At 57.4% G+C, this 24,265-nt stretch carries 24 protein-coding genes; 13 read left to right on the forward strand and 11 right to left on the reverse strand.

Annotation, left to right across the window (positions count from 1 at the left end):
- Positions 1-182: 182 nt before the first annotated feature.
- Entirely contained in the window at positions 183-1,256 is a 1,074-nt protein-coding gene (locus tag BW919_RS02680; RefSeq protein ID WP_198324646.1) for a 4Fe-4S binding protein, read from the reverse strand.
- A 242-nt stretch (positions 1,257-1,498) separates the two neighbouring features.
- Between BW919_RS02680 and BW919_RS02685 the strand changes: the two genes are divergently transcribed.
- The 4 genes from BW919_RS02685 (at position 1,499) to BW919_RS02700 (ending at position 5,444) form a co-directional block, all read left to right on the forward strand.
- The gene (locus BW919_RS02685; RefSeq protein WP_088335525.1) at positions 1,499-1,690 is read left to right on the forward strand and encodes a hypothetical protein; all 192 of its coding nucleotides are present in this window, start codon (positions 1,499-1,501) and stop codon (positions 1,688-1,690) included.
- Positions 1,691-2,089: 399 nt separating this feature from the next.
- Positions 2,090-3,658 carry a phosphoglycerate dehydrogenase gene (serA, locus tag BW919_RS02690; RefSeq protein WP_088335526.1) on the forward strand — a complete coding sequence of 523 codons (1,569 nt, stop codon included), beginning with the start codon at positions 2,090-2,092 and terminating at the stop codon, positions 3,656-3,658.
- Positions 3,652-4,089 carry a hypothetical protein gene (locus BW919_RS02695; protein WP_088335527.1) on the forward strand — a complete coding sequence of 146 codons (438 nt, stop codon included), beginning with the start codon at positions 3,652-3,654 and terminating at the stop codon, positions 4,087-4,089. Before serA ends, BW919_RS02695 begins: the two co-directional genes overlap by 7 nt.
- Positions 4,086-5,444, forward strand: coding sequence for an RsmB/NOP family class I SAM-dependent RNA methyltransferase (locus BW919_RS02700; RefSeq protein WP_088335528.1), 1,359 nt, complete (start codon positions 4,086-4,088; stop codon positions 5,442-5,444). Before BW919_RS02695 ends, BW919_RS02700 begins: the two co-directional genes overlap by 4 nt.
- Here BW919_RS02700 and BW919_RS02705 read toward each other — a convergent pair.
- The gene (locus BW919_RS02705; RefSeq protein ID WP_088335529.1) at positions 5,441-6,703 is read right to left on the reverse strand and encodes an MgtC/SapB family protein; all 1,263 of its coding nucleotides are present in this window, start codon (positions 6,701-6,703) and stop codon (positions 5,441-5,443) included. The two genes, BW919_RS02700 and BW919_RS02705, sit on opposite strands and share 4 nt — an antisense overlap.
- A gap of 27 nt (positions 6,704-6,730) precedes the next feature.
- Here BW919_RS02705 and larC point away from each other — a divergent pair, with 27 nt between their 5' ends.
- Positions 6,731-7,261 carry a nickel insertion protein gene (larC, locus tag BW919_RS02710; RefSeq protein ID WP_088335530.1) on the forward strand — a complete coding sequence of 177 codons (531 nt, stop codon included), beginning with the start codon at positions 6,731-6,733 and terminating at the stop codon, positions 7,259-7,261.
- A 325-nt stretch (positions 7,262-7,586) separates the two neighbouring features.
- Here larC and BW919_RS02715 read toward each other — a convergent pair whose 3' ends face one another.
- The 5 genes from BW919_RS02715 to BW919_RS02735 all read right to left on the reverse strand — a co-directional run bounded on the left by BW919_RS02715 (position 7,587) and on the right by BW919_RS02735 (position 11,876).
- Complete coding sequence (locus tag BW919_RS02715; protein WP_088335531.1) at positions 7,587-8,729, reverse strand: methanogenesis marker 16 metalloprotein; 1,143 nt, start codon at positions 8,727-8,729, stop codon at positions 7,587-7,589.
- 202 nt (positions 8,730-8,931) lie between these two features.
- Positions 8,932-9,237, reverse strand: a complete 306-nt coding sequence (gatC, locus tag BW919_RS02720) for an Asp-tRNA(Asn) amidotransferase subunit GatC (protein WP_088335532.1) — start codon at positions 9,235-9,237, stop codon at positions 8,932-8,934.
- Entirely contained in the window at positions 9,234-10,166 is a 933-nt protein-coding gene (locus BW919_RS02725) for an aminopeptidase (RefSeq protein ID WP_088335533.1), read from the reverse strand. Before BW919_RS02725 ends, gatC begins: the two co-directional genes overlap by 4 nt.
- Positions 10,167-10,410: 244 nt before the next feature.
- The gene (gene ribC / locus BW919_RS02730) at positions 10,411-10,884 is read right to left on the reverse strand and encodes a riboflavin synthase (protein WP_088335534.1); all 474 of its coding nucleotides are present in this window, start codon (positions 10,882-10,884) and stop codon (positions 10,411-10,413) included.
- Entirely contained in the window at positions 10,881-11,876 is a 996-nt protein-coding gene (locus BW919_RS02735; protein ID WP_088335535.1) for a hypothetical protein, read from the reverse strand. Before BW919_RS02735 ends, ribC begins: the two co-directional genes overlap by 4 nt.
- Before the next feature lie 30 nt (positions 11,877-11,906).
- Between BW919_RS02735 and guaA the strand changes: the two genes are divergently transcribed.
- Together guaA and hisA are read left to right on the forward strand one after the other, a co-directional pair.
- Entirely contained in the window at positions 11,907-12,851 is a 945-nt protein-coding gene (gene guaA / locus BW919_RS02740) for a glutamine-hydrolyzing GMP synthase (protein WP_088335536.1), read from the forward strand.
- A 13-nt stretch (positions 12,852-12,864) separates the two neighbouring features.
- A complete protein-coding gene (gene hisA / locus BW919_RS02745) occupies positions 12,865-13,593 on the forward strand; it encodes a 1-(5-phosphoribosyl)-5-[(5-phosphoribosylamino)methylideneamino]imidazole-4-carboxamide isomerase (RefSeq protein WP_088335537.1) in 729 nt (242 codons plus the stop codon).
- Here the strand turns inward: hisA and hisG are convergent.
- A complete protein-coding gene (gene hisG / locus BW919_RS02750; RefSeq protein ID WP_088336475.1) occupies positions 13,590-14,438 on the reverse strand; it encodes an ATP phosphoribosyltransferase in 849 nt (282 codons plus the stop codon). The genes hisA and hisG overlap by 4 nt on opposite strands.
- 55 nt (positions 14,439-14,493) lie before the next feature.
- Here hisG and BW919_RS02755 point away from each other — a divergent pair, with 55 nt between their 5' ends.
- Positions 14,494-15,792 (forward strand): amidohydrolase, encoded by a 1,299-nt coding sequence (locus BW919_RS02755; RefSeq protein ID WP_232452911.1) that lies wholly within the window; start codon positions 14,494-14,496, stop codon positions 15,790-15,792.
- Here BW919_RS02755 and BW919_RS02760 read toward each other — a convergent pair.
- Together BW919_RS02760 and BW919_RS02765 are read right to left on the reverse strand one after the other, a co-directional pair.
- On the reverse strand, positions 15,779-16,324 hold the full coding sequence (locus tag BW919_RS02760; protein WP_088335539.1) for a hypothetical protein: 546 nt from the start codon (positions 16,322-16,324) through the stop codon (positions 15,779-15,781). The two genes, BW919_RS02755 and BW919_RS02760, sit on opposite strands and share 14 nt — an antisense overlap.
- The gene (locus BW919_RS02765) at positions 16,285-17,445 is read right to left on the reverse strand and encodes a hypothetical protein (protein ID WP_088335540.1); all 1,161 of its coding nucleotides are present in this window, start codon (positions 17,443-17,445) and stop codon (positions 16,285-16,287) included. Before BW919_RS02765 ends, BW919_RS02760 begins: the two co-directional genes overlap by 40 nt.
- Before the next feature lie 355 nt (positions 17,446-17,800).
- On the opposite strand from BW919_RS02765, the gene BW919_RS02770 reads away from it, so the two are divergent.
- The 4 genes from BW919_RS02770 (at position 17,801) to BW919_RS02785 (ending at position 21,436) form a co-directional block, all read left to right on the forward strand.
- Entirely contained in the window at positions 17,801-19,108 is a 1,308-nt protein-coding gene (locus BW919_RS02770; RefSeq protein WP_088335541.1) for an adenosylhomocysteinase, read from the forward strand.
- A gap of 96 nt (positions 19,109-19,204) precedes the next feature.
- The gene (locus BW919_RS02775; protein ID WP_157665927.1) at positions 19,205-19,564 is read left to right on the forward strand and encodes a roadblock/LC7 domain-containing protein; all 360 of its coding nucleotides are present in this window, start codon (positions 19,205-19,207) and stop codon (positions 19,562-19,564) included.
- A gap of 24 nt (positions 19,565-19,588) precedes the next feature.
- Positions 19,589-20,008 carry a hypothetical protein gene (locus tag BW919_RS02780; RefSeq protein WP_088335543.1) on the forward strand — a complete coding sequence of 140 codons (420 nt, stop codon included), beginning with the start codon at positions 19,589-19,591 and terminating at the stop codon, positions 20,006-20,008.
- 426 nt (positions 20,009-20,434) lie between these two features.
- Entirely contained in the window at positions 20,435-21,436 is a 1,002-nt protein-coding gene (locus BW919_RS02785; protein ID WP_198324649.1) for an RsmB/NOP family class I SAM-dependent RNA methyltransferase, read from the forward strand.
- 522 nt (positions 21,437-21,958) lie between these two features.
- On the opposite strand, the gene BW919_RS02790 is transcribed toward BW919_RS02785, so the two are convergent.
- Positions 21,959-23,029, reverse strand: coding sequence for a glycosyltransferase (locus tag BW919_RS02790; protein WP_198324650.1), 1,071 nt, complete (start codon positions 23,027-23,029; stop codon positions 21,959-21,961).
- 24 nt (positions 23,030-23,053) lie between these two features.
- Here BW919_RS02790 and BW919_RS02795 point away from each other — a divergent pair, with 24 nt between their 5' ends.
- Entirely contained in the window at positions 23,054-24,262 is a 1,209-nt protein-coding gene (locus BW919_RS02795) for a redox-regulated ATPase YchF (protein ID WP_088335546.1), read from the forward strand.
- Positions 24,263-24,265 lie beyond the last annotated feature (3 nt).

The following is a 24,265-nucleotide window of genomic DNA, read 5'->3' on the forward strand; positions in this document are numbered from 1 at the left end:
AGTTGATGGCGATGAGAATGAAAAGAGAAATAAAGGCAGTAAGAGGTGAAAATAGTAGAAAGCATACACTAGACTGTGGATTAAGAAGAACACTCTCGAGAAGAATACTCTAGATCACTGGGTCTAAGGTATAATAGAAGGCTTATGCATAGAGGTGAGTAAGGTGTGATAGGGGAGGAGAACTACTCCTTCTCCACCGGGCCCAGGACACTGTCCAGGGCCTTCTTCCAGGCCTTGGTGGGCACCTCCGGCATCGCGGTGACGCCCTCGCGGACGACGGTTATCGCGCTCACCGGGCACGCCCGGGCGCACGCTCCGCAGTAGGCGCAGGTCTCCGGGTGTGCCACGATCTTAGTTTTATCAGCCTTACCGCCTTTCTCAAACTCCAGCGCACCGCACGGGCACACCTCGACGCACAGTCCGCAACCGACGCACTCCTCGTCGTCGACCTCCAGGGTTCCCTCGTACGGCTTGATCACCTCGATAGCGTCGACCGGGCAGACGAAGCCGCACCATCCGCAGTATACGCAGGAGCTCGGGTCGACGTCGACGGACCCATCGACCTCACCTTTCTCCGGGATCTCGCCGCGAGTGGTACCGTAGCACACCATACAGCCGACCTTGATCGCGTCCACCGGGCACGTCCTCATGCATACGCCGCAGTATACGCATTTGTCCTCGTCGACTTCGATGCTGAACTCGGGCTCAGGGTTATCGGCACCGGGCTTCGGCCGCTCGACCGTGATGGCGTCGGCAGGACACGCTTCCTCGCAGGCCTTACAGTAGATGCACTTCTCCTCGTCGATCTCGATCTCTCCCATCACGAGGTCACCGGGTGTCGGAACCTCGCGCTCGACCGTAATAGCCTCCTGCGGGCAAGTGTCGGCGCATAGGGAGCAGTACACGCACTTCTCCTCGTCCACTTCCACCGACTTCGGCAGCTTAGGCAGTCCAACCTCTGTCATGGGCTTCCCGTTGACGAACAGCTGGATGACGTCGTACGGGCATACGAAGGAGCAGATGCCGCAGAGGACGCACTTACTCTCGTCAACGTCGATCGGGTCCTCTCCCTTGCGCACGACGGCGGACGGTGGTGCCACGGAGATCGCGCCCACTGGGCAAGCTGTCTCGCAGATCCCACAGGCGGCGCACTTTGACGTGTTTACCACGAGTTCCCTCTCCTCTGCACCCTTCCTGACCACGCGCAGCAGCGGTGGGGATACCTCCTTCACGGGTTCTAGCCTGGCTTCCGCCACGTGTGTTTCCCCCAAGTAAATCTCGTTCGCGCCACCCTCAGACCGTCGTCCGCTATAAATCGGGTTGTCGACACCTGAATGATGGTAAAGGTTATCTATATTTACATGCGTGAGACGCAGTCCGCCTCGGTACACTGAGCGACCGCTGTCGGCGTCCTACTTCGGGGGGTGAAACGGCCGTCTTTCATGTTCCGAAAGGTTTAAGTCCGAAGAGTAGGGGGTAGACGGTGGGGGGAGCCCGATTGTTGCGTCTGGTTCAGAAGGTTCTGTGGTGGATTCTGTCCAACTTGAATGAAGTTATCTACACGGAGAACTTACTGCTCCGCGTAGTAGGCCGTACGATCGTTGTGATGTTGCTACCGATCAGGTTACCGTACAGGTTGTTGAAGACGATCGCTGAATACCTACGACGAGGACTTACATCCACCTACTAGAGAACGTTCCGTTTATTTCTTGAGATTCTGAGGTTCGCGTTTCTCGTTACCATGTACCCTATCCGGCGCCCTTGTTTTCCTCCGTCAAGGACGTCACGCGGTGACAATCACGGTTAGTCTTACGGTTGATTACCGCTCCACTTTTTGGTGCGAGGCACGCTGGTTTGAATAGGGAGTGCGGTTGGATCACGCGGTGATTCGAGTTTTCAGTCCGATACTTACCTGTATGGGGTTTTCCGTTAGGTGATGATACCTTCCGATACTGTCAAGAGTCGGGATCGAGGGTTGGTGTCGTTCGCGAGCGACGGACCGTGGCGGGTCAGTGTCATAGCGTACACCCGGTGTACCTAAGTGGTGCACCGCTGTGTAATCCGGATCAGATCGGCCGGGGGTGCCTCCGTGGCGAAGATCCTGGTGACGGATCCCATACACGAGGACGCGCTGAGGAAGCTCGAGGAGCTAGGAGAGGTCATCGTGTTAGAGGACGCCGACGAAGAGAAGATCCGGGAGCACGTGAGGGACGCGGACGCTTGGGTGGTGAGGAGCGGGACGAGGGTGACGAGGGAGCTGATCAAGGAGGCCGAGCGCCTCAAGGTCATCGCCCGAGCGGGTGTGGGTGTCGACAACATCGACGTGAAGGCCGCTACGGAACGCGGTATCATCGTTGTCAACGCGCCAGAGTCGAGCTCGATCTCTGTCGCGGAACACACGATGGGTCTCATCCTCGCGTTGGCCAGGAAGATACCGCAGGCGGACAGATCGGTGCGCCGCGGGGAGTGGGACAGGAAGACGTTCATGGGCGTTGAGCTGGCTGGGAAGACTTTGGGCCTCATCGGCCTCGGCAGAATAGGTCAGCAGGTGGCCAAGCGTGCCAAGGCGTTCGAGATGGAAGTGATAGCGTACGACCCGTACATACCGAGGAAGGTGGCGGAGGAGCTCGGGGTAGAGCTCGTCGACGAGCTCGAGGAGCTGCTGGAGCGCGCCGACATAGTCTCGATCCACGTCCCCCTGACCGAGGAGACTGAGGGGATGATCGGCGAGGAGGAGCTGAAGAGGATGAAGAACTCGGCGTTCCTGATCAACTGCGCGCGCGGTAAGATTGTGGACGAGGAGGCGCTGATCAAGGCGCTGAAGGAGGGCTGGATCGCGGGCGCTGCCCTCGACGTGTTCGCCGAGGAGCCGCCCGGCGAGGACCACCCTCTGTACGAGCTGGACAACGTGGTCTTGACGCCGCACATCGGCGGCTCGACTGGTGAGGCACAGCGATCGGCGGGTCTGATCGTGGCCCGTGAGATCGAGCGGGTGTTGAAGGGTGAGATCCCCGAGAACGTAGTCAACCTACCGCTGGCTGGCGTGCCGGACGACGTGAGAGAGCTGATGGAAGTGGGCGAGCGACTGGCCGACGCCGCCGCCCAGGCGCTCGAGGGACGTCTGAGATCGGTTCAGGTTAAGGTGGGTGGTGAGTTCGAGGATCGGGAGAAGGAGGCGCTGAAACGGGCAATTCTGAAGGGCTGCCTGGACCGTGTGTTGACGGATCCCGTTACCATGGTCAACGCGATAGATGTCGCCGAGCGGAGGGGGATCGAGTTCGAGTTCACGGTCTCGGACGAGCTCGAGGGAGGAGAGGTGGAAGTGGTTGTCCGCTCGGACGAGGACGAGATATCACTCAGGGGCGAGCTGATCGAGGATCGGGTGTACCTGACGTCGGTGAACGGGTACGAGGTGAGGTTCAAGCTCAGCGGTCCGACGCTCTTCGTGTGGCACGTGGACAGGCCTGGGGTGATCGGGGAAGTCGGGATAATCCTGGGCGAGCACCGCGTGAACGTGGCAGCGATGGAAGTCGGACGCCGGGAACGTGGCGGCGAGGCGATCATGGTCATACGGACGGACGAGGAGCCACCCGAGGAGTGCCTGCGGGCCATCGACGAGGTCGAACCGGTCCGCCGGGTGGAGCTCGTCAGGTGCTGAAGAGCGTGGCCGTGGCGGGTGACCTGGACCGGTTCAGGGAGGTGATTAAGGAGAGGGGTTGGCCGGAATACTCTCCCAACCCCGCCACGGGCCTCCTCACGGAGCTGGTCGAGCGGTTCTTGGCTAGGTTCCCGGGTGCCGTGGCCGTCAAGGGACCGGACCGGGAGCGAGGTACCGAGGAGTTCATCGTCGAGATACCGGGCGGCGACGCGTTCTTGGACGAAATACTGGAGGAATGTGAACGGATACGTGAGAACTTCGAAAGAGAGTTCAGAGGGGAGGTCACGATCAGCCTCGGTGTAGGCGTCGGCCCGGCACCACGCGACCGCCGTCCACTCCGCGAAGGCGAGTCGCCGGCGGTCCGGAGGGCCCTCGAGGCGCTTCGGGAGGCGAAGAGGAAGGGAGGAAACGCTATCGTAGTCCGGGGGTGACGGAGTTAACGGAGTTCTGGACGCGGTGCTACGCGCTGGCGGCGAGATCGCTGATCGAGGTTATGAGGACGAAATCGTATCCGGTGCAGTATGTCCTCAGGAAGACGCTGTCCGAGTACGACGACAAGACACAATCCGTGACGCGGAGCATGGTGTACGACGTGCTCCGCCGCTACGGGACACTAGAGCGCGTCGTCGACGACGTCTCGAGGTCAGAGCTTCCGCCGTTGGAGCGCGCCCTCGTGATGGTGGCTGCGAACGAGGTCCTCTACGAGGGTAAACACTCGGCACCGGTGACGGACTCCGCGACCCGGGCGGCCAAGGAACTCGGATTAAACCACCGCCGCGTCCACGGAGTCGTCGCGGACCTAGAGGAGTACGAGGGACCGGAACCGGAGGACGATATCGACAGAATGTGCCTTGAGTACCACCATCCACGGTGGTTCGTCGAGAAGTTCGGTGCCCTCATCGACGAGGACGAGCTCAAGGAGCTCATGGAAGTTCACAACGAACCGCCTGAGTACTATACGTTCCGAGTTAACACGATGGTAACCGGCGTAGAGGACGTCCTCCGTGAGTTCGAAGAGCACGGCTTCGAGGTGGAGCGCGGGAAGTACGTTGACTACTGTATCCGGGTGAAGAAGGGGCAACCGCTGCGGCTAGAGGAGCTGGAGTGTTGGCGGGAAGGGCATATCGTACCCCAGGACGAGGCGGCGGCACTGGTAACCGAGATACTGAACCCACAACCCGGGGAGAGGATCGCCGACTTATGCGCCGCGCCGGGCGGTAAGACCACACACATCGCACAACTGACTGGAGACGAGGCGGAAATCCTTGCCGTAGACGTCAGTGGGGTACGACTCCGCAGGCTAGAACGGTTCGCGGAACGAATGGGATTCGAGAACATCGAGACCCTACGCGCGGACGTCCGCAGGCTGGGTAGGAACCCGCGGTACGTGGGTAAGTTCGACCGGGTGCTGTTGGATCCTCCGTGCTCCAGTCTTGGAACGCTCCGGAGCGATCCCGACGTCAAGTGGAAGATCGGGCCGCGAGATATCCGAGAGTTGGCACTAAAGCAGCGTCAGCTCATCCGCGCGGCGGCCCGACTGCTTAAACCTGGGGGCGTACTGGTATACTCGACCTGTACCATCACACCCGAGGAAAACGAACTCGTCGTATCCGAAATTATCAAGCGGGATCGCTTGCGTCCCGTGGACGTACGTTCGAAGTTCAAGTTCTTACACCCGCCCTTAGGAGTCGACGGAGTATCGTCGAGCTTGGAAGCCGGTCGGATGTGGCCACACGTCCACGGTACTACCGGGTTCTTCGTGGCCAAGTTGAAGAAGGTGGCTTAACAAATGAAGGCTATCCCGAATCCCGCTATCCCCGCGATCGTGGGTGGTAGAAGTGTGCGACATGTTCGCTCGAAGATCTCTGCATTACCGAACACGGCCGTCCATAGGTACTTCACGAGTATTGATTCCAGCGAGGACAGTGCGATCAGTACGCCCGCGGTCGAAGAAGGAAGGGTACCCGAATTCACCATATAGGCTAGGCTCAGGCTCATCGCGTTGCTGCTGGCTAACGAACCGACCACGGCACCGACAACCAAGCCGGCTTTCCCAGCGAATAGCTGTCCTATCTTCAGTGTCATCGAGAACCCCGAAATGAGGAGACCTAGCTTCACCGCGGGTTTCAGGGAGAGGGGAGACCGCATCCGATCCTTAACGACACGTCGGAGATCTTCCTCGTCGACTTCCGCGCGACCCGACTCGTATACGGAGGTAGCGAACCCGGCTATGGCCGCGGGGATCGCCACGTAAACCACCTTCTTCACCACGGCCAGGTCCCTCGAGACGGCTGCGACCAGGATCATGTTGCGTAGGATCGCGACAGAAGTCGCGGCTGGTACTACGGCGGCGGGCACCAAAGGGAGTTCCTTGAACCTCGCCACGACGGTCGCGGTGGTGGCGGAACTGCTGACGAAACCTCCGACCAGGGACGTCGTCAGTACCCCTCCCCTGACGGACGTCCGAACTCCCAGGTACCCGAGTGACGTCACAGCTAGCACCAGCAGGACGATCTCCAACACCCTCCTCAGGTTCAGAACGCCCCAGGGATCCACGGGACCGGGTGGACAGAGCGGATAGACCAGTGCGGCCAGCGAGAACACCGTCAAGGCGTCCAACACGTCCCTGTCGGACAGTCTCCTCAGGACGGGATGGATCCTCGCCCGGGAGAGGAGTACTACGGCCGTCGCGATCGCTAAAGTGGCTCCTTCTTTGAACCTACCCATTCCGACTAACGAACCAGCGGCGAACGTGGCCAACAGCGCCAACGGTGTGACTATACCCAACGATCGACGCTGGTACACCCGCATGACGTACATCGTCACGGCCAGCGCGGCGGCCCCAACCGACGTCACCGTGGCTATGGGGACGCATCCTAACCTGTAGAAGTACGCGGTGAGTCCTCCGAGCACACCGATTAAAGTGAACGTCCTGAAGCCCGCGACCCGACGCGCGATGTGAGCGTGCTCGCGCTCGAGTCCCACCACCATCCCTACCGCGGCCGATAACACCAGCATCTGTAGGAACCGGAGGTACTCATCCATGACGATATCCTCCCGGGGGCAACCTGAATGGGGTTGGACTACGAGCCCTCACACTTGATGTTACTGGTTACGGTATTGGACGATCGGGACGGCGAGGTGCTGGGCGACGCGATTCAAAAACTGATCGAGCGCGAGGAAGTACTCGCGTGTCACGCGGTCCCGTGTGTGACGAAGAAGAACCGGCCCGGACATGTCCTGGTGGTTTTAGTGGACGGTGGTGAGAATCCCGACAGGGTAGCGGAGGACGTCGCCCGTGACATCATGGTGTTAACTGGGTCAACGGGTGTCGACAGGTTCGATGCCGATGGTGTGTACTCCATACCTTCCAGGTTCGAGGACGTCCGGGTGGTATACGGCGAGCGTGAATGGAGGGTCAGCGTCAAGATCGCGGAGACAGAGGAAGGAGAAGTCGTCACGGTGAAAGCGGAGTTCGACGAGTGTCGTGAGATAGGTAAGGAGACGGGGATCCCACCGCGCGAGGTGAAGGCCATGGTAGAGGCCGCCGCGAGGGTCGGAGGTTGGGTCGACCTCAAGGATCGCGAGATTAAAGTTCGGTAAATGTCCAGACCCAGTGGCATAACGGTGTGAAAAAGTATCCCCGGACCGTGGGCCCCCCTCTCATCCCGGCGCCTCGCGGCGTCGAGGGGGCCCGCCGACTTGTACCGGGGGTCCGTAGCGGACGCTCATCGGATCGGCTTCGGCCACCTAGCGCCCGTCCCTTGAGGGAAGTTAGCGTGAAAGGCCTCCGTCGGCGCCGCAATCATCACGTGTCAGGTTCGGGCAAGAGTCTTCATCGGCTGAACTACCGACGATGGCGTAAGATTTGAAGATCTCGCTCGAACGCCACGGAGGACCAACAGCGTAGAGAAGGAGCCCGTCCGCTTCAGGGGCGGAGGATGTCGATCTTCTCCTCTTCGACGGCTTCGATCGCTCTCTCCATCAGTTTCTTCGCGAGATACGCCGAGGATTCACGAACGATGATCTGGAGCCTTCTCCCTTCGACTTCGAGTTCCCCTAGATCGACCTCGACCGCCGGGCAGAACTCGTGACAGTATCCACAATGGAAACAGTCACCGGTCCGAAGGTCACCGTACGGATACGGGCACTTCTCCTCGAGTCGGCAAGGGTCACAGTTCTCACAGCGATCCGGGTTCCAATGGATGGTCTCTTGGATCCACGTATCGGCGTACGTGGCCTCCTCTACTGGTGTTCTGTCGGAGAGCCTAGCGATCGGTAGAGCGGCGTCGGAGTGATCACGCTCCAAAAGCGGAAGCGTTTCCTCGGTAACCGCTATCACTGACGCGACACCCGCGATATTCTCCGGTCCCGCGGATGTCCTATACTCGCCCATGAACGTAGGATCACACTCGGTGAGATCCGCGTGAAGTGTTAAGTTAGGGCGTTCCCGGGTGCTGCGGGTACCTCTTCCAGTGATGACCCCGGGAGCCCCACAGAACAGTACACGTCGGCCGGGTCGATGGAGGCGGAGGTCCGGATCGTGTTCCAGAGGGTTGTAACCTCCGCACCCGCTGAAGGATGCCTCCCCGGGTTCCAGAGGTCTCGGTGCGAAGATAGTCGACGCGGGTCGTTCGCCATCGTTGAATATCGCGGAGTAGTTACGGAAGCACGCACGGGTAGACGCGATCATCGCGCGTTCAAGCTCATCTGGGCCGACTGTTACCTCATACTCACGACCGTCGTCCGATACGGCGACGACGTCGAACTCTTTACCCTCCGCTATCGTGCGGAGTAGGTGCGCCCCAGAAACGTCTCCATGAGCTGTAGCCGGGACCAGACACTCGATGAGTCCGAGGCGCTCGTTAGGGCACGGGCCCACGAGTACTCTTATACCCTCTAGGTATGCCTCCTCGAATCGACGCACCTCACCGGGTTCAGTGATGCGAAAAGACAAGATCCCATAAACTCCACTCATCAATCCAACAGTGGCGCAAGTGACGGCATCGACGGATCGACGTTCACCTTCGGTCATGTCCCAGAACTCGTCGATACGTACCACGGTAGGCACACCCGATCCCCCGCATCCACTGAGCCCCAAATATTCTGTACTAACGTTACCGGGCAGCCTTAGCCCCACTAACGGCTTAGCAAACCCTTTACGGCACGTGTAGTTTTTTTCACGCCGTGAAGTGATATGATGACGGGGGTAAAAGGGTAGTGGAGGGTAAAAACGACATCACATTAACTGAACTGCACCGAGATCGAAGGTTCTAGCGGAGCCAGTGGGCGCGCTCCGCTACCACGTACCCATCGTCGGACTTGGGTGCGTTCTTGAGCATTTTCTTCTTGAATTCACGATCACGCCTCGGATTGTCATCTTCACGGAACTTACGCGTCCTCTCGGAAGTTGTCCACGTCTCATCCTCCGCGTCAACGTCTTCTAATCGTTCCGCGAACTCTTCCAGCAACTCCATAGTTTCCCTTAGGATATCCAAGACATCGATGTCATCACGCTCGGAAGCCAGAGACAGGTACGTATCGACCTCGAGGAGTTGCTCAAGCTCCCTTCCCTTCATAACGAGACCCCCAGCAACTCTCCGGACCGCGCGACGAGTTCGTCGTCCAGGTAAAGCTCGAACTCCTTAATAACCGCATCGAGATGCACCCGTGAGCTTACCCGCCCGCCAAACGTGCTGTTGTCCCCGAACCCTATGTGGACGGTCCCGTAGACCTTCTCGTCTTCCAGTACCACCCCACACAGCTTCGCTCCGGGATTGGTGCCCACTCCCAGCTCGCACAACATTTCTCCGTTCTCGATCCGGCGGATCAGCCGAACGAATTCGAGATCTTCATGCGAGGCTTCGACCATCCGACCATTCGAGATCTCGAGCTTTATAGGCTCGTCGAGAATTCCATCCGGCGCCACGCTGCCGTCGATTTGAACGTGCCCTTCCGCCGACCCTTCGATCGGGGCTACGAAAGCCTCTCCAGCCGGAAGGTTACCGAATTCCCCTGGATCCCGCAGGTTCCCGTCGTCCGCCAGTGCCTCCCGTCCGCTGATGTCTATCACGAGCTCGCCCGCAGGAGTCACCAGACGGGCTTCGGAGGCTTCAGTGAGGCGTTCAGCGAGTCCTCGAGACAAGCTCCTCAGCCGCTTATAATCGACGTCAATAGCACGCTCCGCGGTATCACGAGTGAGGCCGGGCATCGATGCCACCCTAGCCCCGGCTTCGCAGGCCCGTCGCCGGGCCTCCGTGTGAGATATCGACCAAGAGGTGACGGCAGCAACCGCGTTGGAGCTCCTCATCATTGCCGCGACGTGGTCTGGGGGCTCCTCGCCGTGGGTTTCCCTGGGATCGATGATGACTAGCGCTCGGTCTGTCCCTTCAGCGGCTTCGAACAGTTCGCGACCTAGTTCCTCCATTCCGGGATCGGTCAGCACGAGGAAACGCTCGCCCTCAGAGAGTCCTAAGCACTCTCGAACGACCCGTTCAGCCCAGCCCAAACCGACCACCCGCGTGACGTCACGCTCTGGAAACTTCGGACACGTAGCCTCGGACCGGTGAAGGAAGGTACGAACGGTGTCGCGATTTGCGGATGGGGTGTTACAACGGATCCATCTCATGTGTTGTCGGAGGACCAGAAGTTGAGACGACACGGTTTCTCCGACCTACAGGTTGCGTCTCTCGAACAGGTAGTCCGACTGACTGTGAGCGTGAAAGGAAAGCTAAACGACCACATTGCCCACCTCACAGGCGAGCCGGGCCCACGTCAGAATGTCCCTCACGGCGCCCCATACCAGCCTCCCGGGTCAACGCCTCCGGCTTTTCGAGCATCTTCACGACGTTAAGCGCGTGTTCTTCCGCCCTCTTCACCGCCAGCTCGTGGAGCTCCCGTTCATCCTTCGCCTCATCCTCGTGTACGAACACTTCGATGATATGCGTGTTGGTGAGTAGTTGTGCCAGTATTAACCCCATAGAGGCGACCATCGCGCACTGTTTGTCGATCTCGGTGGGGCCGGGCATACCGAAGGCCATGACTAAATCGCAATCTTCCTCCTCGATCAGTCGCTTGCAAGCCACTGGCAGATCCTTTATCCCAGGTACCGTGTACCTGGGAGTCTCGACCCCGGGTAGGTACTCCTTCAAGACCTTCTCCGCGACTGAGGCCATGTCAACTCGGGCGAAGGTCGTGTCCGCCAGTCCGACTTTATATCGGGTCACCGGTCATCACCCCAAGCTTCGGGCTGAGAGGGGTCGGGTTTGAGGACCTTGGAAGCGTCGAGGCGCAGGACGGCGTTTGCGCAGGCACTCAGCGCGCAGAGGGTCCCTCTGCCCGAACCCGAGGGAGTGATTATTTCCGGATACTCCTTCACCCTGAGCTGGACGCCACCCTCTATTTCGGTCAGACGCTGGAGCACCACGTTTCCAAGTGCGCTTATGGGCTTACCCATCCAACAATGCTTCAAGGGACATTCGTCACAGTAGGCTCGGAGCAATCGCTTAGAGCGTTCCGACCCGTATCCGGCCTTCAACTCAGCCCGGACGATCGCGTAAGCCACACAGCACCCTCGGTTGGTGACACTTCGGTTCGCCAGCCTAAGGCTCGCGAAAGCTATTCCGAAGCGGACTCTCACACGATTCACAACACCGTCATCGGCCTTCATTTTACCCGTGTTGGGAACGTCGGCGAGCTCACGCTTTAGCTCACGGTATACTCGGGGATGCCGCACCGCCGCCAAGGCCAGTGCGCAGGCCGGACAGTAGGAAACGTATTCCGATTTCGAACCGTCGTAGTGTATCTCCACCTCAGAGCCGAGATCGTGGCGTCGGACGAGTACAGTACCTCCTCCACCGAGGACGATTCGAGATGCAACCTTGTCGACCGTCAGCACCCTCCCATAGCCGAATACACGCGCCAGTCGTCTCATGTCACGCTCCGGAGTGAGGACCTTAGAGAGCCTTTCCTCCCACCCTTCCGGGTAGACCCCAGATTTTATCAGAGATTCGAGTATCGCCGGTGCCCAAGTGACGTCGCGACCTTCGGTCACCGACTCGTCCGGACCGATAAGGCGAGCTCTCACACCCAGCCGTTCCTCGATGCACTCCACTCGGTACCCCGACCACGATAGGATTTCCAGGGTAGCGTGTGCGATACCGCACGCTCCCTCTCTCGGATCGAGAACGCGTTCAACTTGGTTGCGGATCCCCTCCAACGGCCGCACCACCTATTCGGGGTGTGTATCATGTTCGACCCGGAAAAGTTCGTCGAAGAGGCTGTCGAAGAACTACGCCAGGAGATAGGGGATAGGAAAGCTATCATTGCCGTATCCGGCGGCGTCGATAGCACTACCGCCGCAGTTTTAACGCATCGGGCTATCGGGAGCCACCTGGTGTGCGTGTTCGTCGATCACGGTTTCATGCGCAAGGGCGAGCCGAAACGCATCCGCGAGTTACTGGAAGAAGAACTGGGTTTGAACCTCAAGTTCGTCGAAGCCGCGGACGAGTTCTTCGAGGCACTTCGAGGAGTTACCGATCCAGAGAAGAAGAGGAAAATCATCGGGGAGAAATTCATCGAAATATTCGAGCGGATAGCGAAGGAGGAAGAAGCCGAAGTGCTCGTTCAGGGTACGATCGCACCTGACATCATCGAGTCCGAGCGTGGAATCAAGTCTCACCACAACGTCGGTGGACTACCCGAAAAGCTGAACCTCGACGTCGTGGAGCCACTTCGGGACCTATACAAGGACGAAGTGAGGAAGGTTGCTCGCTACCTGGGAATACCAGATGAAATCGTGGAGCGTATGCCATTCCCCGGCCCCGGTCTCGCAGTCCGAGTGCTTGGTGAGGTAACGCCTGAGAAGGTCAAGATCGTGCGTGAAGCGAACGCTATCGTGGAAGAAGAGATCGAGAAAGCTGTCGAAGAGGGGAAGATGTCGAAGCCGTGGCAGGCCTTCGCCGCACTCCTGGACTGCAAGGCCACCGGTGTGAAGGGTGACGAGCGGGACTACGGATGGGTCATCGCCGTTCGGATCGTCGAATCGATCGACGCGATGATAGCGGACGTACCAGAGGTTCCGTGGGAAGTCCTACGCAATATCCAGGACCGGATCACCAGTGAGGTACCTGAGGTAACCAGGGTTTTGTTCGACGTAACTCCTAAACCGCCAGCAACTATCGAGTTCGAGTGAGGGGGGACGCGCGTTGGCTTTCGTCGTCATCCCATCGGTCGATGTAGTCGAAGGTAAGTGTGTGCAGCTCGTCGAAGGAGATCCGGAACGTAGGACGTTCGAGTCCGATGACCCGGTGGAAACCGCGCACCAGTGGTCCGAGTTCTTCCCCTGGATTCACGTGGTGGACATCGACGCAGCACGCGGTGAAGGTGATAACTCGAATATTATCGAGCGGATCTGTGAGGAGGTCGACGCCAATGTTCAGGTGGGTGGCGGGATCCGTTCCACCGAACGCGCGGAAGAGCTCATCGAGCTGGGTGTCGACCGTCTGATAGTGGGAACCGTGGCGTTCACCGATGAGGATGATTTCTTGAAGATCGTCGACGTGTGTCACGATCACGGTATCGAGGTGTTCGTGGCACTGGACGTCAACGAGGACCACGAGGTGTTAGTCAGCGGGTGGAAGGAGGACGCGGGAATCACCCTGGAGGACGCCATAAAACGCTTCAACGAAGTTGCCGACGGGTACCTGACCACCGCGGTGCACGTCGAGGGCAAGGAGATGGGTATTGACGAAAAAGTCGTAGAGAAGTCGACCAGCACCACGAATCTCCCGGTGTTGTACGCCGGTGGAATAGGTTCGATCAAGGACGTGAAGCGGACCAAGGAAGCCGGAGCGTACGGAGTAGTGATCGGGACCGCCCTGTACCATGGGGACATCGATCCCGTGGCGCTACTCGATCTCATGGAGGAAGACTAGGGTATCATCCTCTCGATAGGAAGGACGATAATACCCTCCGCACCTAACTCCTTAGCCTTGAGTACTACCTTCGACACGTCCTCCTCGTTCACTACCGCGTAAACGTCGACCATGTCCTCGTCCCCGTATATCTCCGACACTGTAGGACCGGTAACGCCAGGCAACAGCTCGTGGAACTCTTCTAACCGTTCTCGAGGCACGTTCATCATGACGAGGCACTTTCCATCGGCGTTGAGCACGCCCTTCAGCGATAAGTAAACTCTCTGGATAACCTCACCGTCCGTCGCGTCGGGATTGGCGATCAATCGTGCGGAGGTCTCCAGCAGTTCGTCGACAACACGAAGCCTGTTGACCTTGAGCGTAGTCCCCGTGCTACACAAGTCCACGATCGCATCCGCGACTCCTATTCTCGGCATGATTTCGGTGGCTCCCGACACTTGAATGATCTCCACGTCCACGCCGATATCCTCGAAGTACTGCCGAGCGATGTTTGGGAACTCCGTGGCGACGGTACCACCGTCGAGGTCTTCCGGTGACTTCACATCCGACTCTTCGGGTACTGCGAGCACCAGCCGCGCCTGACCGAACCGTAGATCGAGCAGCTCCTTTACCTCCACTCCAGCCTCTACGATGAGGTCGTATCCGGTGATCCCGAGTTGCGCCACCCCCTCTTCCACTAACCGAGGGATATCCGCAGCCCTGACGAACATAACCTCGATATCGGGGTCCGTGGTTCTGGCCTTGAGACGGCGTCCCAGAGGCTCCTCTACGCCGATTCCAGCGCGCTCGAGGAGCTTAAGTGCCGGCTCATGTAGGCGTCCCTTGTTGGGTACCGCTACGGTTATCACTTGCGCCCTCCATCGACGTCCCAGTCGCAGGATATAACGGTACTCGGGGACTGTGGACTTGAGGCTCGCGATACTAGGAGGTGTCGCGGTAACTCCGGAGCGTGTGATTGAAGACGCAGGAATTCTGATCGAAGACGGTCGAATTTCATTCGTAGGCACACGAGAACAGCTCGAAGAGTGTGAAGACTGGGAGGACGAAATAGAGCTCGAAGAGAAGGACGTTATCATGCCGGGTTTGATCAACACTCACACACACGGTCCCATGACGCTGTTTCGAGGTGTCGCCGATGATATGCCACTGATGAAGTGGTTGAGGGAGGAAATATGGCCGCTGGAAGAGCGCCTCGACGCCGAAAAGTGCCGATGGGGAGCGGCGCTCGCGGCTATGGAGGCCCTCAAGTCCGGTACTACCTGCCTCGTAGATATGTATTTCTTCATGGACACCGTAGCCGAAGCCTACGCCGAGGTCGGCATCCGCGCGGTTATCTCCCATGGCATGATAGACCTCGGCGAGGAGGACAAGCGGGAGGAGGAGCTGAAAGAGTCGGAACGCGTGTACCGCAAGTGCCACGGGATGGAAGGAATCATCGAGTTCTCGCTAGGACCGCATTCCCCCTACACATGCTCTGAGGAGTTGCTCAAGGAGGTCCGGCGCTTAGCTGATGAGTGGGGAGTTAAAATTCAGATTCATGTAGCCGAGACCAAGGACGAAGTGGAAGAAGTGAAACGGGAGTACGGGAAGCGACCTGTAGAGTATCTGGATGAAATAGGACTGCTCGATGACGACGTTATAGCCGCTCACTGCGTGTGGCTCAATGATAAAGAGATTGAAATATTATCGAAGAGAGGGGTGGTAGTTTCACACAATCCGATCAGTAATATGAAATTAGCTTCCGGTATCAGCCCCGTACCTGAAATGCTCGAAAGAGGTGTTAACGTCACTATAGGTACAGATGGGTGTGCGAGCAACAACAACCTCGATATGTTGGAGGAGATCAAAGTAGCAGCCCTGTTACATAAAGTGAACAAGATGGATCCATCGGCCACGGAGATGTTGGAAATCATGAAGATGGCGACTGTGAGGGCGGGTACGGTCTTCTCGAGCGAAAAGATAGGGGCCATCGAAGAGGGTTACGCAGCAGACCTAGTAGTTCTAGACGGCAGCTCTCCCAGATTAAATCCCAATCACAACCAAATTTCAAACATTGTGTACTCAGTCTCAGGATCAGATGTGAAGCATGTATTCGTGGCTGGGGAACTCGTAGTTAAGAATAGAAGACTCGTCAGAGCAGACGAGCAGGAAATACTGGAGAACTCCACAGAATGTGCAGAGCAACTCACTTCCTCATGAGTCTAACTCCTAGGTAAATCGCCGCTCCCGCCAGCACTGCTACCAGAAGTGCCACCAACGCCCATGCGACGGACTTTGACGACAGCTTCTTAATTTTCTTCTTTAACTCTTCTTTTAGTTTCCCAATCTTCTTTTTTATTTTTTCAGTCGCCGTTCTTACCTTCTCAGCCACTGTTCCTTCGCCACTTCTCTTCTCTTCTTCGCACTTCTCGCTTACCTTCTTCCCTTCCTCGCTCCCGCCTCCACCGGCATGCCCACCGGTTGTACTTCCATGGGTCGTACTTCCGTGCTCTTGTTCGCCATGTCCTCCTCCCTTAGCGCCCCCTCCGCCGTGTCCTCCCCCTACGCCGGCGGAGCCGGCCGGCGAGGGGTGTGAGGCGGGCGGAGGGGGCGTTTGGCCTACGGAAGGCGAAGATCCTCCTCCGGTCCCGCCGGAAGGGATAGACGGCGGCGGTGGTGGTAGTGTCTGCGCCTGAGTTGCGCTTATCGCCATCAGGACCAGCGCCGCGAGAACCACAGCAGTGCGCCGCAAGCTATCAACCCCACCATAGGGTTCACCGGGACTTTGAACGTTATCACCGCGGCGATTGTGCTAGCTCCGGCTATTATCACGGCGAGTGACACCGGAAGCTTGACACCGAAGACCTCGATGTAATCTCCGGACCCATGCTCCTCCGACGCGAACACGTCAGATATCCTTACAGGAATCTGCTTCGTACCATTTATATATTCATCATAAAGGCGTGTTACTTCCTCGTACTCTGGTATCAACTCCGAGTCTACCAACCGTGCCGCTTCATCCCGCTGACCCAGCTCCAGCAGCTTCGCGACGCGCTTGCACTCTTCGGACATCTCCATCAGGAGGTCACGAATTTTAGCAGCGATCTCCGCGAGCCTCTCGAGCTCCGATCGGTACTCTGGATGGGTCTCTGCGGATTTGCTCAGGTATTCAACAGTGCGACTCCAGGTCTCGGCAGCCATCGCGTACCATCGGGCCAGCTTACGGTATCCTTCCGGAGTCGGTGGGACTTTACCTCCTTCGAGAGCGTAGAGGTACAGGGCTTCTAGGAAGGCTTTGTCCAGTTCGGTCCGATAGTTATCGTAATTCGGAGGAAGCTCTCGCCCGATGTAGTAGTAACCGTCCTCGAAAGTTGCGGCCGGAATCCCGTGCTTGGCGACTGGGGCGGTGACCCATGGTGGAGACGTTCCGGTCTGTTGCGTGTCGACCCTCGCACCGATCACTCCAGCTAGTACCTCACAGATCTGAAGCGCCCGTTGGAAGGACTCGGGGTTGTCGTTCCCGTGGATCGGGCCGGCTGGGATTAGGATGAACTCTGACACTCCCCAGCTCGGCCGATGCGCGTGAACGTCAAGGAAGAGTTCAGGTTTCCCTGTGATAGGCACACCGACCTTTCTCCCAAGCTCCTCGGGATGTAGCACGTAAGGTAACACGTGATTGTAAAAAGTAAGCTGTCCGAGATCACGTGATACTCGGTACTTCTCCTCTTCACTTCCGGATTGATAGTACTCCGTCGGAATCTTAATCCACGAGACTACGAGAGTTCCCTTAAACTCTCCAGAGTTATATACAAACCATTTCACGGCTTCAAACATGCATTTATGAGCTTGATACTCCAGTGGATGAACACCCAAAGACACCCACACAAAGTGGCCATCGCCATTCTTCCAAACATAATATTCGACCGGAACCTCATACACTTTATTACCCAAAGTAACTTGATATGTCTCCACTAGCTCACCATATTGTATCGAACAGGCCCCAGTAAGTGCCGTAAAAGCCATCGTGAGCACCATCACCATGCGACGCACCATTTCACCCCCCCTGATACGATAAAGGTGTACCCGGCGGCCAGGCCACCCGGTCATCGACGGCACTACGGCCACTCACGGGCGTGACGGGAACCAATGTGCCGGGAACGTGACCACGGGGATCACCGCCGGGAGACTCCCGCCTCCCCCCGCCGGGGGCCGGCGTGAACACTCGATCATGCCCATTACCATTTTCGGGGGATGCTCGACGTTGGTCGTAGTTAAGGAGGGTGAGTACGCGATTCGAGACCCTTCCCTAGCTCCGAAGGGTCGAGACATGATTGAGTGGGCTCGAGACCACATGCCAGTGTTAGAAGCTATCCGCGAGCGGTTCGAAGAAGAACGACCGCTCGAAGGTATAACCGTGGGAATGACCCTACATCTCGAGGCCAAGACGGCCGTTCTGGTCGAGACGTTGATGGCCGGTGGCGCCGAGGTAGCCATCACCGGATGCAACCCTCTTTCGACGAAGGATGAGGTCGCGGCGGCACTCGTGAGGGAAGGAGTGCACGTATACGCCTGGCGTGGGGAGACGGAGAAAGAGTACTATCAGAACATCGACCGGGTGCTCTCCCACGAGCCCGACATCATAGTAGACGACGGTGCAGACTGTATTGCGCGTGTGCACACCGAGTTCCCGGACCTAACGGAGCGCGTGATCGGGGCCACCGAGGAAACAACGACGGGCGTTAACAGACTACACGCGATGCATAGGGAGGGCATCCTAAAGTTCCCGGTCATCGCCGTGAACAACGCTAAGACGAAATACCTTATGGACAACCGTTACGGGACCGGACAGAGCGCACTGGACGGGTTGATGCGAGCCACCAACATCCTCCTCGCTGGCAAGACCGTAGTGGTAGTCGGGTACGGGTGGTGCGGCCGCGGCATCGCGCGTCGAGCGCGGGGCTTGGGAGCCAACGTCATAGTAGTGGAGGTAGATCCGATTAAGGCCATGGAGGCTATCTTCGACGGATTCCGAGTGGCGCCGATGGACCGAGCTGCCGAGGAGGGCGACATCTTCATCACCGCTACCGGAAACCGGGACGTGATCCGTGGCGAACACATCGAAAAGATGAAGGACGGCGTCATTTTAGCCAACGCAGGTCACTTCGACGTGGAGATCGACAAGGAGTATCTAGAAGAACATTGCGAGGAAAAGATCGACCGCAGGGGCGGCCTGGTCACCGAATATCGGATGCCAAACGGCAAGAGGGTCTACCTGATCGCAGAGGGAAGACTGGTAAACCTGGCGGCCGGAGAGGGACACCCGATCGAGATCATGGACATCAGCTTCGCGCTCCAGGCGCTTTCCGTCGAGGTGTTGGCGAAAGAAGGGGAGGGTATGGAGCCCGGAGTGTACAAGGTACCGAAAGACGTTGACAAGCGCGTCGCCGAACTGAAGTTGAAGTCCATGGGGGTCGAATTAGAGGAACTGACACCGGAACAGCGCGAGTACATGGAGAGCTGGGAAGAAGGTACGTAACCTGCCGATGATAAGGATCCGAAAGGTTATTTTACCGACGATCAACGGGGTCTCCCGGAGCGTGCCTTTTCAACAGGATAACGGGGAGGGGACGTGATGGAACTAGACGATGTCGTCAAGGAACACGGCGTTCTCTGTGCGTTCGTTGCCACCGAGGACGGATTCGTTGTCGACGCGGCGCACGACACCGACATAGATCCCGAGGAGAGTGCAGCTCTGGCGGCAACCGCCGTTATGAGGCTCAAAAACGTAATGAACAGATTGATTGACGAGTCCGAAGAGGAAATGGAAATCATCGCCGTGTGCGGCCATTCCCTAGCACTGAAAGAGGTCGAGGGCGGGCTCATCGTCGGACTGTTGTACGATAGCAACGAAGTCCCCACTGGAATTGTTAAGCTAATTCTTCAGGAGCTTGAAGAAGAGTACAGAGGAAGAAGCGTCGAAGAGCTGCTTTGAGGGTACATCACTGGGGGGTAAGTGGTGGCTATCGAGATCGAAGACGTGAACGAGGTCCTACTAGCTGCATCGTTGTCGGCACTCAAAGAGCTCGGTGAAACCCCTCACACGATCGCACTAGTAGTGAGAAGTCTACTCGAAGACGGGGTAGAGGAGATCCCCAAGGAGTTCTTGGACGAGCTCAAGGAGACATTGCACTTACCTCCTGGATCCGTACAGTCACGGGGAGGTACGAGGTATGAGATAGATAATGAGGACGGTAAAGTTACTATTCGAGTTGAAAGCTGTAGCTGGAAATCTATCTGTGAACTTCAGAAAGAAATGGGGCAAAGAATCTGTCCAGTTGCAATCATTATCGATGCTATATCTGAAACATTACCTATTCATGTTGAGTTCGACAACAGTTCAGAGTGCATAATTAAAGCTAAGAGGGTGAGGACATGAGCATTGCTAGCATCGAACATACAATTGCAATAATGTCAACTCTTAATAGAGTGATTAAAGAGAATGACGGTTCAGTAACACATTTCCACTTAAGCATTGTCTCGAGTAAGATAATGGAAACATTAGCGGCTAAAAATCGTATAGAGCAGGTAATCGAAAAACTGCGAAAAGGCGTCGATATCGCCGTCAAGAATGGCGAATCAAAAGTCGATATTGACGGGTATATATCGATAGAATTTAGATCGAAATCCGATAATGTCATATCATGTACAGTAAATGAGTGTCCTTACAGAAAATGGTGCACTAAAATCTTACCGATGGTAGTAGAAGACGGGGAACTAATGGTGCTACCATGCACGATCCTTATGGAGTGCTGTTTCCAGGACTCTCATGGGGGAGTGCATAAAGTCGAACCGGACGAGTCCTGTGAAATCGAGATCGTGCTCAAACGCTGAGGTGTTCCTACCCGAAATCGACGATAGATGTCACGAGTTGGCGGAACGTTACGGCGTCCGACCCTACATGATAGCTAGGTATCTGGCTCTCTTAGGACGATCTGAAACCGAGAAACTTCTGGAACACATGGAAGACATCCGTCCGGCCATTCGAGCAAATACCATTCTGGCGGACCCAGAAGGACTCCGACGCATCTTGGAAGAGAAGCGGGGGTTCGAGCTGAAGCGCTGCCCAGAGCCCGTGGATGTAGGGTTCTGGATCCTCAACGACCCGCCTATTTCCATCGGCGCTACCTTAGAGTACATGATGGGGTACTACGTGCCCCAGGACGCCGCTTCCATGTTGCCTCCGGTCGTGTTGAACCCGGAACCTGGAGATCGAGTGCTCGACGCGTGTGCAGCTCCTGGTGGAAAGACCACCCATCTGGCCCAACTCATGGATAATGAGGGCACACTGGTAGCTATCGACGTGGATCCGAACCGTGTGCGGGCGTTGAAGAGCAACCTGGCCAGATGCGGTGTCGCCAACGCGGTGGCCCTTCGGATGAACGCCCTCGACTTACCGAGCACCGACTGGGAGTTCGATCGGATTCTTCTCGACGCGCCGTGCACCGGGGAGGGAACAATTCACAAAGATCCTTCTAGGAAGACAAGCCGCGATCCGGAGGATATCGCCACGTGTGCTAGGTTACAACGCCGCTTGATCGACGCGGTCGTAGAGGTGTTAAGACCGGGTGGAGTGCTAGTCTACTCTACGTGTACGTTCTCACCCGAAGAAAACGAGCTGATAGTACAATACGCCGTGGATGAACACGGACTGGAGCCGGAGCCCGTAGACGTAAGGTGGGCGGACAGGGGACTACGCGTGCCGGGGGTCGAGCCGAAGGTGCGACGGGCGTGCGCCCGGCTATACCCTCACAGACACGGCATGGAGATTTTCTTCATCGCTAGATTACGGAAACCCATCAGCTAAGGCCCCATCGATCATCCAAACTCACCAAGGGATTCCTTCGTCATCGGGGAGAGCGTTGGTAGTACTGGAGGAGTCCGAGTGGAAGCTTGCTGAACGATGTTTCTGTCCGTCAGGTGACTCTGTACCGTATGAAGACGGCTCGAGTCTGGGGAATAGGGGAGGGAAGAAGAAGGTATTCGAAACAGTACAGTAAGAGAGTTTGCGCATGGATCAGCTGTGAAGGACTCGATTACGTCCTTGAAGGTAGGTGAAGACAGGCTGCAACTTCTTCTGCAACCGTCCTTAAGTTGAACTTGTTCGAGCGAGCACATGAGAACGGCGTGAAGTCCTACCACTTCGACTTTCAGGGACGAGGACTGCGGTGGAGGGCAAGTACGACGTGGGCGTAGTCCAAATCAAGGTCGTAGGCGGGAAAGCGAGGTAGGAGCTGACAGAGGAGTTAGAGAGGCTGGCTCTGTCACTGAGGTGTAGGTCGGTCGGCAAAGGGAGAGTCCCTCACACGTTCGGATAGCGGGGACCTCCTCATCCCGACTCGACAAGTTCCTCGCAGAGGTCGATGAACTGTTCCCGAGCGTTGCCACCGAAGAGCTCTCTACCTTTCTCCCCCATACGCTTCAGGTCCTCGTAATCGATGCTCAAGGCTCGACTCACGGCTTTTACGACCTCTTCGGGGTTAGAAGCGTCTTCGGCCGCCACCGCGACACCGCGTTTCTCCAATTTTTTGGCGGTAACGTATTGGTGGTCCCTGAGCACGTCTCTTCTAGGCAAAACCACTACCGGCTTACCCAACGCGGCGGCTTCCACGGGAGTGGCTCCCCCTAAGCACACGACGAGGTCGGCGGCCTTCAATAGAGCCGGAAAATCGTGGAAGAAACGCCTCGCCACAATCCCGGAGCACAGTCCATCCAGCTTTCGTCTTAGGCGCTCAGGATCCATGGCGTTCCCCGTGTTCACAACCACTTCCCAGTCCCTCAGTAGTCCATGCTCAGCACACTTGACTAGTCCCTTCAAGGCGGGTCCGTAGCCGGCCGAACCCGTAGTCCACACGAGTACTCTCCCTCCCAAGCCGTAATTCTCCCGTGCCTCTTCCGGATCGGCCTCCTCGAAGCTCCGGGGCAACACGATACCGACGTTAACAGCTCGGTCGCCGTAGTACTCGGACATATCCTCGTCCCAGACTCCGATGACGTCGGCGCACAACTTCGCTACCTTACCTGAAACAGAGACCACGTCGGTCGGCTCGTAGTGTGCCACAGGCAATCGCTTGAACTTCCCTGCGAGCATAGGTCCTATAGCCACACCGGACCCCGTGGACAGAACCAGGTCGGGCTGCACATCACGGAGTGCTTTGGAAGCCGCTAGGTAATTCTTCAGCCCGCCCAGAGCGGCCCTCCAGATGGTATCGTTTATCCTTCTGGGTCTCGGCAGACCTATGTACACTTCGAAGCCCGCCTTCTTGAGCCGTTCTACTGCCTGATCAGAGTCTTCATTGACGGCGAAAGTCACGTCATGTCCTCGGTCGGATAACTCCTCGGCAAGGGCGAGTGCCCTCGTGAGATGTCCACCATCCCCTGAAGCTATTAACACGTGCACGGGCGTTCCCCCGGGGACTACCGGTTGGGAGTGCATGTAGGAATAGTAGGCAAGCCGAACGTGGGTAAGAGCACGTTCTTCGCGGCTGCCACACTGTCATCCGTGGAAACCGCAGATTATCCGTTCACTACCGTCGACCCGAACCAAGGTGTCGCCCACGTCCGAACGGAGTGTCCCTGTAAAGCGTTCGGTGTGAAGTGTCAGCCTCGGAACTCCTCGTGCATCGACGGTAATAGGTTCGTACCCGTGGAGCTGATCGACGTCGCGGGACTAGTCCCTGGCGCCCACGAAGGAAGAGGACTCGGAAACAAGTTCCTAGATGATCTCAGACAGGCCTCTGTACTGATACATGTCGTAGACGTTTCGGGATCCACGGACGAGGAAGGTCGTCCGTGCGATCCAGGCACTAGGGAACCTACCGAGGACGTGAAATTCCTGGAGCGCGAGCTGGACGAATGGATAGCGGATATACTACGGAGAGACTGGGACCGAACTGTCAAGCGCGCGAGCCTGGAGAAGATCCCGACGACGGAAGTCCTCAAGGAACGGTTGGCGGGCATCGGAGTGTCAGCACCGGACGTCGAAAGTGCCATGGAAAGGGCGGAGGTACCGAGCGACCTCACGAAATGGTCGGACAAGGACATCCGACGGTTCGCTCGGGAAGTACGACGTGTCAACAAGCCGATGGTCATCGCCGCTAACAAGATCGACGTCGAGTGCGCCGAAGAGAACTTGAAGAGGTTAGAAGAGGAGGTCGAATACCCAGTGGTTCCCACATGCGCCGAGGCGGAACTAGCGCTCAGGCGAGCGGCCGACCAGGGGTTAATCCGTTACCTGCCGGGAGATTCAGATTTCGAAATATTGGAAGAAGAAAAGCTGAGCGACGAACAACTCCAGGCGCTCGAATTCATCCGGGAGAAAGTTTTGAAACGTTGGGGTTCCACCGGGGTGCAGGAGGCCCTGAATCGGGCTGTATTCGATGTGGCTAGGATGATCGTCGTGTACCCGGTAGAGAACGAGAACAGGTTATCGGACTCCGAAGGCAAGGTGCTACCGGATGCACTGCTCCTCCCGGAGGGTACTACGGTACGCGAATTGGCCTATAACATCCACACTGAAATCGGAGAGAGTTTTAATAGAGCCATCTTAGTGAAGCCCGACGGGAGTCGTGAGGTGGTTGGTGAAGATCACGAGTTGGAACATGGAGACGTTGTCAAGATTCAGACATCCTGATCC

Origin of the sequence: Methanopyrus sp. KOL6 (assembly GCF_002201915.1) — an archaeon.
Taxonomy (GTDB): Archaea; JAADCQ01; Methanopyri; order Methanopyrales; family Methanopyraceae; genus Methanopyrus.

Coding starts and splice junctions, on each gene's coding strand:
- BW919_RS02770 (WP_088335541.1), top strand. CDS start 17,801: ATGCCCATTACCATTTTCGGGGGATGCTCGACGTTGGTCGTAGTTAAG.
- gatC (WP_088335532.1), bottom strand. CDS start 9,237: ATGAAGGGAAGGGAGCTTGAGCAACTCCTCGAGGTCGATACGTACCTG.
- BW919_RS02705 (WP_088335529.1), bottom strand. CDS start 6,703: ATGGATGAGTACCTCCGGTTCCTACAGATGCTGGTGTTATCGGCCGCG.
- BW919_RS02775 (WP_157665927.1), top strand. CDS start 19,205: ATGGAACTAGACGATGTCGTCAAGGAACACGGCGTTCTCTGTGCGTTC.
- guaA (WP_088335536.1), top strand. CDS start 11,907: ATGTTCGACCCGGAAAAGTTCGTCGAAGAGGCTGTCGAAGAACTACGC.
- larC (WP_088335530.1), top strand. CDS start 6,731: ATGGGGTTGGACTACGAGCCCTCACACTTGATGTTACTGGTTACGGTA.